Source organism: Streptomyces sp. NPDC005962, from assembly GCF_040629205.1.
Classification (GTDB): Bacteria; Actinomycetota; Actinomycetes; order Streptomycetales; family Streptomycetaceae; genus Streptomyces.
In genome coordinates, this window is the sequence record NZ_JBEXVE010000002.1 from 301,758 (window position 1) to 309,651 (window position 7,894).

Here is a 7,894-nt window from a genome sequence, read left to right on the forward strand (position 1 = left end):
CGGTCCGTCGAACAGCTCCCACTCCGGTGCTGACGGCCCCGCCCGCGACCTGCTTGGCTTTAGAGGGTCCTGGCACGGGTCCGCGAGAGCGCTGGCGCTATTTCGGTTCGCCGGCTGTCGGTGCCGGGGCGGTCTGTGCCAGGCCGGCGAGCAGCAGGTCGATCATGCGGCGGGCCTGGTAGTCGGGGAAGGTTTCGACTCCGATGCACAGGTTGCCGATGGCGAGCATGAAGTCGTAGGCGCGGATGTCCGCGTGTGTGGAGCCGGCGGCGGCGGCCGCTTTCAGCAGCTGGTCGAGCACGGGCAGCAGCCGTTCGACGAACTCGTTGTGCAGGCTCTCGAATCCGGCTTGGTCCGAGTGCAGTGCCTCGGCGAGGCCGTGCTTGGTGACCAGGAAATCGGCGAATTCGTGAACCCAGAGCCGCAGGACCTCGTACGGCGTATCCGCAGCGGGCGCCGCGTACGCGGCAGCGGAGAGCGCGTCGACCTGGTGTCTGAAGACGGCGACCACCAATTCCGCCCGGGTGGGGAAGTGGCGGTAGATGGTGCCCATGCCGAGACCCGATTCGGCGGCGATCTCCCGCACGGGAGCGTCGACTCCCGCACGGACGAACACGGCCGCCGCGGCGTCCAGCAGTATCTGCTCGTTTCGGCGGACGTCGGACCGCTTGCGGGCGGCAGGGGGTGGCGGCGTGTTGGGCGTGGACATCGTGAGCACCTCCCACTTGCAAAGCGGAGCGACGCTCCGTATCGTAATGCGGAGCGGGGCTCCGCATTTCAATCATGCCAGACACCGCACAGCACGGGCCACTGGGCCCCTCCGAGAAAGACATTCACGTCATGAGCGACACCACGTCCGCCGACGGCGGCAACGACTCCACCACCCCGGTCACATCTGTCAGGCCGATCACACTTGCCGCCCCGGACCGCGGCCAGGACCTGCAGGTACGGGTCACAGCGCCGACGACGGGCCACAATCTGCCCGTCGTCGTCCTCTCGCACGGCATGACCGTGACCATGGACGAATACGCACCGCTGGTCGGCTTCTGGGCCGCCCGCGGGTTCGTCGTCATCCAGCCCACCCATCTCGACTCGCTGGGCCTGCCCCCCGACGACCCGCGCACCCCGCTCATCTGGCGTATCCGCGCCGACGACCTGACCATGATCCTCGACCAGCTCGGCACCATCGAAGCCGGCGTGCCCGGGCTGGCCGGCCGCATCGACCACGACCGCATCGCGGTCGCCGGACACTCCTGGGGCGCACAGACCGCCAGCATGCTCGCGGGCGCACGGGTCGTCGACGCCGACGGCACTCCCGGTGAGAGCGTGAGCGACTCGCGTGTGAAGGCGGCGGTACTGTTGTGTCTGCCTGGTACCGGCGGCGCCGACCTGAGCCCGCTCGCCATCCAGTACTTCCCGTTCATGAGCCCTGATTTCGCCGAGCTGAAGACGCCGAGCCTCATGGTCGCCGGCGACCATGACCAGTCCCCGCTGACGGTGCGCGGTCCGGACTGGTTCACCGACGGCTATCGCCTCAGCTCGGGCGCCACCGATCTGCTGACCCTGTTCGGCGCGGACCACGGACTCGGCGGCATCCTGGGTTCCAACGACACGCGGAACACCGACGAAAGCCCCGAGCGTGTCGCGGTCGTCCAGCACGTCACCCTGGCGTATCTGCGTACCGCGCTGGGCCTCGACAACGACGCGTGGCCTACCGCCCGCCGGTCCCTGGCCGCGGCCGTCGACCCCCTGGGAAGGATCGACTCGAAGTGACCAACCCCCTCGCACCGGCCCGCAGGCCCAGTTTCGGAATCATGACCGCCCCGGCGCAGGTCGCCTATGGCGACGTCCTGCGGGTCTGGCGTGAGGCGGACGGCATCGCGCAGATCGAGCACGCCTGGCTGTTCGACCACCTCATGCCGCTCGGCGGCGACCCGAACGGGCCCACCTTCGAGGGCTGGACACTGCTGTCCGCCCTCGCAGCCCAAACCGAGCGGTTGCGGCTCGGGGTGATGGTCACCAGCAACAGGTTCCGCCCACCGGCCATACTGGCCAAGATCGCCGCCACTGTCGATGTCATCTCCGGCGGCCGGCTCGAGTTCGGCATCGGCGCGGGCTCGCGGCCCGACGTGCCAATGGCCCGGCGTGAGTACGCCGCTCACGGCCTTCCCTTCCACAATGCCGCCCACGCGGTCAAAAGCCTCGCCGAGGCGTGCACGATCATCCGCAGACTATGGACCGAAACCGCACCGTTCGACTTCCAGGGCGACTACCACCAGCTGACCGGCGCGTTCTGCAGTCCCAAACCCGTCCAGCGACCCCACCCGACGATCCTGATCGGCGGCCAGGCCACCCCGACGCTGCGCGTGGTGGCCGAGCACGCCGACCGCTGGAACATGCCCGGGGGCAGCATCGAGCAGGCAATCGCCCGCAGCGCCACGCTGGACCGGCTGTGCGTCGAGATCGGCCGCAACCCGGCCGAGATCACCCGATCCATCATCCTGCCCGCCTCCTACGACCGGCCCCAGGACACCCGCCACATCGTCCGCGCGGCACTCGACGGCGGGTTCAGCCACATCGTCCTCGGACTCGACGCGCCCTACCCGGCCGAGGTCGCACGCCGGGTCGCCGACACCATCATCGACCCCCTCTCCGACACAAACTGAAACACCGAATCACGGTCCACAACGCGAGGGCGGCGCCACCGCTGCCCCTGAAACCGAGGAACCACCGATGGCTAGGACCCACCCACCCCGTCAGGGTGTTGCCGCAGTAAATGCCGGATTTACTGCGACGGAGCCCCTACCGTGATCATCGCGACCTGCGGCGGGGCATTCCGGCCGCCGGGGTGAGGTGTACGCATTTACTGCGGCAGTGCCGGGAGGGCGGAGAGGGCATGACGATCGAACCGGTGACCGAACTCGGGAGCGGGGGCGCGTTGCGGTTGCCGCGCGCCCGCATCGTGCCCATGTCCGCCCCTCCCGCGTCGTACACCGCGGCGGTCGAGCGCTACCTCACCGGCGCGGGCATCGCGAAGTCCTCCGCGCGTATCTACCGGATCTCGCTGACGACCTGGGGGTGGATGCTCACCGGTGAACCGGCGCCGACCGGACCCGCCCGCCGGGGCGCGAAGCCGCCCGTCTTCGACGTCGCCGCGATCGATGACCCGGCGCTGCCCGAGGTGCTGGCCGAGCTGGCGGCGGCGCGGGCGGATGAGATGGACGCCGACACCGTCAACCGGGAGTTGTCCATCGCGCGCAAGGCGATCGGCTGGTGGCAGCGCCAGGGTTGGAACGAGTGCGATCCGACGATCGGCATCGAGCGGCGGCCGGCGCCGCCGGACCGCACCAAGGCTCTCGCGGAGAACCAGATCGCTGCCCTGTGGCGCCTCGACGTCGCGCTACGGGAGAAGACGCAGTGGAAGATGCTCTACGAGTCCGCCGCACGGGCCGACGAGGTGCTGTGCCTCAACGTGGAAGACCTGTACCCGCAGGACAAGCGGGGCAGGATCACCGCCAAGGGCGGGGCGACCGAGTGGATTCACTGGCAGTCCGGCACCGCCCAGCTCCTGCCCCGCCTCATCGCCCGCCGCACCCGCGGCCCGCTGTTCCTCACCGACCGCAAGGCGCCGGCCGGAACACCGACGCTCGACGTGTGTCCGGAGACCGGCCGGGCTCGGCTCTCCTACCGCCGCGCTGAGGAGATCTTCGAGGAGAACACCCGGCTGCTGGCCAACCCCCTCGCCTCACCCGACGACATCGAGGACCTGGACGGCTGGACCCTCCACCGGCTACGGCACAGCGCCCTCACGCACGACGCGGAAGACGGCACCTCCACCCCGATGCTGCTGGCCCGCTCCCGCCACGCCTCCGTCCGCTCCCTGGAGCGATACGCACGGCCCGGCGTCGACTCGGTCGCCCGGCACGTCGCCGAACGCGACCCCGCTGCACGTCGCCGCACATAGATCCGAGCGCATCAGGGCTTCAAGATCATCCCGTTGCCCCTTTGGCGCGTATCTCGGTCACACCCCTACAAGGTGCCGTACCCGTCGTCCTGGATGACGGCACCGGACACCTCGCCGAGCACCTCCAAGGCACGGTTTCCGACGTCGGCAGTCGCACGCACGGCATCCCACCAGCGGCCCACCGGTAACACCTCCACGTCGGCATTGTTCGGTGGGGTCCACGACAAGGCTCTGGTCGTCACGTCGATCTCTCCTGCGGTCTGCGCGGAGCGGCACCGGCCAGTGCCCTTGCGGGCATGAGGTCGGCGACGCCATCGTGCAGCTCACGCTAGGTGTGTGAGCGATCACAGCCCAGTGACGTAGTGCACCAGATACCGGGACAATGTGGACCGGCCAGGACGTCACGTCCCAGTCAGAGCGCGGGCTCGACTCCGAGTCGGGCAGCCAGTCCGCGGAGCCGGGTGTTGCGCCGCTTCTCCTCCTCGCGCATCTCCAGCACGGTGGCCCGCGCGAGGGCCTGATACCGGATCCACTCGGGCTGAGCGGCTTCCACCTCCAGCAGCGTCTCCAACGCTCCCTCATTGTCGCCGGTCTGGTACTGCGCCTGGGCCACGTCCAGCCGGTGAGCCGCCAGATGGACCGGCCGCTTGATCAACTCGCGACGCACATCCCCCGACGCCTCCAGCGCCCTCACCGGATTCGGCTCAGTCCCCGCCATAGCAATGTTGACGATCTGCGTCTTCACGTCGACCGGGGAGAACGCCGTCCCGTACACGCGCACCGAGCCGGACCGTACAGCCGCAGCCTCGGCGAAGTTGAGGAACTGATCGGCGTCATCCTTACGATCCCGCCGCGCGGCGGGCGTGGCCGCTGCCACGAGCAGATTCCCGTACACCGCCTACTGCGCACTCGTACCGTCCCGCATCGACGGTTCCAGGGCGTCCGCCTTCCGCTCGGCGACCGACTGCGCCTCCTCCCACCGGCCCTGCCGCAACAGCACCCACGACAGCGTGGAGATACCCATGCCCTCCATCGGTGGATCGGACGCCCGCTGCGCCGCCTCCAGTTGCTTGGCCACCGCCTCGAAGGCCCAGTCGGGGTGCCCGGCCTGTACGGATAGGCTGGCCGCGAGCTGATAGGCGAGCGCGAGTTGCTTCCAGACCTGTTCCAGGAGCGAACCGGTCGTCTCCCGGACGACCGCGCGCCCATCGCGAAGGACGAGCGGCAACGAGCCGGCGAGCCTGCTGTAACCACCCTTCCAGTAGAGCGTCGTGGCGGCGCGGACCTGGTCCATCCACGCCTCCGCGGAGGGCGGATCCTCGTCGAGGCCGTCAGCGGGGACACCGGGCAGCGCGCTGATGTCCTGGATGGCGTCGCGAAGGGCGATCAGGCCGCCGTCGTCGGAGAGTTCCGTGGTCACGGTGGGCTGCCCCAGGAGTCGGTCCAGCTCAGTGTCGAGTGCCCTCGCCAAGGCCCGGAGCGTGGACAGGCGCGCCGATTGCCGGATGTTCTGCTCCAGCTTTCGGATGGTGTCGACGTGCACTCCGGACCGCTCTGCCAGCCCCTCTTGAGTGACATCACGGTACCGGCGGAGTTCGCCAAGGCGGTCGCCAATGGTCTTGTCACTCATGGTGCGCACCCCCACCAGACGGTCTTTCAGTCACGGTACGCCCGGCGAACGGGATCGGGTGGTGCCACACACGAAAGAGCACCCTTCCGGGGCGAGATGCACGCTAGGAAGTGCAACAGGGGCAACGGCGTCAGCGGAGACGTCGTCGGCCTCTACGTCGGTCAGCCGCGCGCAGCGAAACCGAGGCACTCGGCGTCAAGGATGAGATATAGCCAGACCGTCAACCGCACGAGTCGCCACGCCGATGCTCAGGGGGCATACGTACCTGCTGCTGGCGTCCACAACCGGCTGCGGAAGTGGGCCGCCGACGGCACGTGGGAGAAGGTGTTCATTGCCCTGCTCGCCCAGGCCGACGCCGAGGGCGCTCAGGCGGTGAACAAGCGGTTCATCTCTGCCAGGTCCCTGGCCTCACGGCCGACCTCGCCCTTGTCGGAGGCGATCTCCACGAAGCCGACAACCGCGGGCAGGCTTTCGGCCAGGTCAGCAACGCGTTCATCCGCGTGGTGAACCAGGCCGATGGACAGGAGTTCGCCCGCTATGACCTCGGCGAAGACGCGTCCACGGAGACGGCGATGACCTTCGGCGAGGTCTACCGGCACGGCGGCGAGGGGAAGTTCCGCGCCGTTGACCCGGGGTTGCGCCAGGGCTGCGAGGGGTACCGCTCTAGACTCTGGGTCAACGTTTCGCAAAGTCGGGTATGACGCGGGAGAGCCCCGTACAAAACGATTGGGTAGCCAGTGCTTCTGAAAACGTTCGGCTGGTCGTTCGCGGTCACCGCGCTCGGCCTGGTCGCGGCGGTGTTCTACGGGGGGTGGACCGGCTTCGGGATCGTGGCGATCCTGTCCATCCTCGAGATATCGGTGTCCTTCGACAACGCCGTGGTCAACGCCGGGATTCTGAAGAAGATGAATGCCTTCTGGCAGAAGATCTTCCTCACCATCGGCGTCCTGGTCGCGGTCTTCGGCATGCGCCTGGTCTTCCCGGTCGTGATCGTCGCCGTCAGCGCCAAGATCGGTCCGATCGAAGCGGTACAGCTCGCGATCGACGACAAGGACAAGTACCAGCAGCTGGTGACCGACGCCCACCCGTCGATCGCCGCCTTCGGTGGCATGTTCCTGTTGATGATCTTCCTCGACTTCATCTTCGAGGACCGGGAGATCAAGTGGCTCGGCTGGCTGGAGCGTCCGCTCGCCAAGCTCGGCAAGGTCGACATGCTCTCCGTCTGCATCGCGCTCATCGTGCTGCTCGTCTCCGCGACGACCTTCGCCACCAACGCCCACCAGCACGGTGGCATCCATGTGGACAAGGCGGAGACCGTCCTGATCGCCGGCGTCGCGGGCGTGATCACCTACCTGATCGTCGGCGGCCTCTCCGGCTACTTCGAGAACAAGCTCGAGGAAGAGGAGGAGCGCGAGCACGAGGTCGAGGAAGAGGCCAAGAGGAGCGGCAAGAAGGTCCCGGCGGTCGCGATGGCCGGCAAGGCCGCGTTCTTCATGTTCCTCTACTTGGAGGTCCTCGACGCGTCCTTCTCCTTCGACGGCGTCATCGCCGCCTTCGCGATCACCAACGACATCGTCCTGATGTCGCTCGGCCTCGGCATCGGCGCGATGTACGTCCGCTCGCTCACGGTCTACCTGGTCCGCCAGGGCACCCTGGACGACTACGTCTACCTGGAGCACGGCGCGCACTACGCGATCGGCGCCCTCGCCGTGATCCTGCTCGTCACCATCCAGTACGAGATCCACGAGGTCATCACGGGCCTCGTCGGCGTCGTCCTGATCGCCTGGTCCTTCTTCTCCTCGGTCCAGCACAACCGCAGGCTGGCGGCGGCCGAGGGAAAGGGCACGGGGGCCAACGAAGGCTGAGGTCTCCTCCGGCCTCTGAGCCGGGCCGCCAGTGCGGGCCGCGGCGCCGCCGCCAGGCGGCACCCCGCATGCCCGACCGCCCGCCGAAGGCCACCCCGATGTGGCTTTCGGCGGGCGGTTTCGTGCGGAGGCGGGCGCTCGCGAGGACGGGCCGCATCCCGTGTCGCGTTTGCGGGTGGGACGGTTGCTCGCGAACGGGCGGTGCGATCGGGGGTTCAGGGATCGGCGCGTGGGCAGTCAGGGGAGGGAGTAGCGGCCAAGGGTCCAGTGTGCTCGTCGGAGCGGGGCGCGAATCGGCCCTTTTCGTGGCCGAGTTGCCGCTCTAGGGCTGTGAACTGCTGTGACCTGCCGTGACCTGCCGCGTTCCGAGGCGTTCCGGCGCGGTTCGGTGGCACGAAGTGATGATCCTCTCCATTGCCATCCCTTTGCGATGGC

7 protein-coding genes and 2 pseudogenes are annotated in these 7,894 nt (G+C 68.4%); 5 read left to right on the forward strand and 4 right to left on the reverse strand.

Annotation, left to right across the window (positions count from 1 at the left end):
- Positions 1 to 97 precede the first annotated feature (97 nt).
- On the reverse strand, positions 98 to 709 hold the full coding sequence (locus ABZ370_RS05040) for a helix-turn-helix domain-containing protein (protein ID WP_358616583.1): 612 nt from the start codon (positions 707 to 709) through the stop codon (positions 98 to 100).
- Positions 710 to 840: 131 nt separating this feature from the next.
- On the opposite strand from ABZ370_RS05040, the gene ABZ370_RS05045 reads away from it, so the two are divergent.
- From ABZ370_RS05045 to ABZ370_RS05055, 3 genes are all read left to right on the forward strand, one after another.
- Positions 841 to 1,773 carry a chlorophyllase gene (locus ABZ370_RS05045; RefSeq protein ID WP_358616586.1) on the forward strand — a complete coding sequence of 311 codons (933 nt, stop codon included), beginning with the start codon at positions 841 to 843 and terminating at the stop codon, positions 1,771 to 1,773.
- A 41-nt stretch (positions 1,774 to 1,814) separates the two neighbouring features.
- Entirely contained in the window at positions 1,815 to 2,666 is an 852-nt protein-coding gene (locus ABZ370_RS05050) for an LLM class flavin-dependent oxidoreductase (protein WP_358616588.1), read from the forward strand.
- Between the two features lie 230 nt (positions 2,667 to 2,896).
- Positions 2,897 to 3,964, forward strand: coding sequence for a tyrosine-type recombinase/integrase (locus ABZ370_RS05055; protein WP_358616591.1), 1,068 nt, complete (start codon positions 2,897 to 2,899; stop codon positions 3,962 to 3,964).
- 65 nt (positions 3,965 to 4,029) lie between these two features.
- On the opposite strand, the gene ABZ370_RS05060 is transcribed toward ABZ370_RS05055, so the two are convergent.
- The 3 genes from ABZ370_RS05060 to ABZ370_RS05070 all read right to left on the reverse strand — a co-directional run bounded on the left by ABZ370_RS05060 (position 4,030) and on the right by ABZ370_RS05070 (position 5,594).
- The gene (locus ABZ370_RS05060; RefSeq protein WP_358616594.1) at positions 4,030 to 4,206 is read right to left on the reverse strand and encodes a hypothetical protein; all 177 of its coding nucleotides are present in this window, start codon (positions 4,204 to 4,206) and stop codon (positions 4,030 to 4,032) included.
- A gap of 170 nt (positions 4,207 to 4,376) precedes the next feature.
- Positions 4,377 to 4,841, reverse strand: a complete 465-nt coding sequence (locus ABZ370_RS05065; protein ID WP_358616597.1) for a hypothetical protein — start codon at positions 4,839 to 4,841, stop codon at positions 4,377 to 4,379.
- Between the two features lie 21 nt (positions 4,842 to 4,862).
- A complete protein-coding gene (locus ABZ370_RS05070) occupies positions 4,863 to 5,594 on the reverse strand; it encodes a helix-turn-helix transcriptional regulator (RefSeq protein WP_358616600.1) in 732 nt (243 codons plus the stop codon).
- Positions 5,595 to 6,034: 440 nt separating this feature from the next.
- On the opposite strand from ABZ370_RS05070, the pseudogene ABZ370_RS05075 reads away from it, so the two are divergent.
- Positions 6,035 to 6,295, forward strand: a pseudogene (locus tag ABZ370_RS05075) (TerD family protein); the annotation flags it as partial.
- Positions 6,296 to 6,331: 36 nt separating this feature from the next.
- Positions 6,332 to 7,478 (forward strand): annotated as a pseudogene (locus ABZ370_RS05080) (DUF475 domain-containing protein).
- Positions 7,479 to 7,894: the final 416 nt, after the last annotated feature.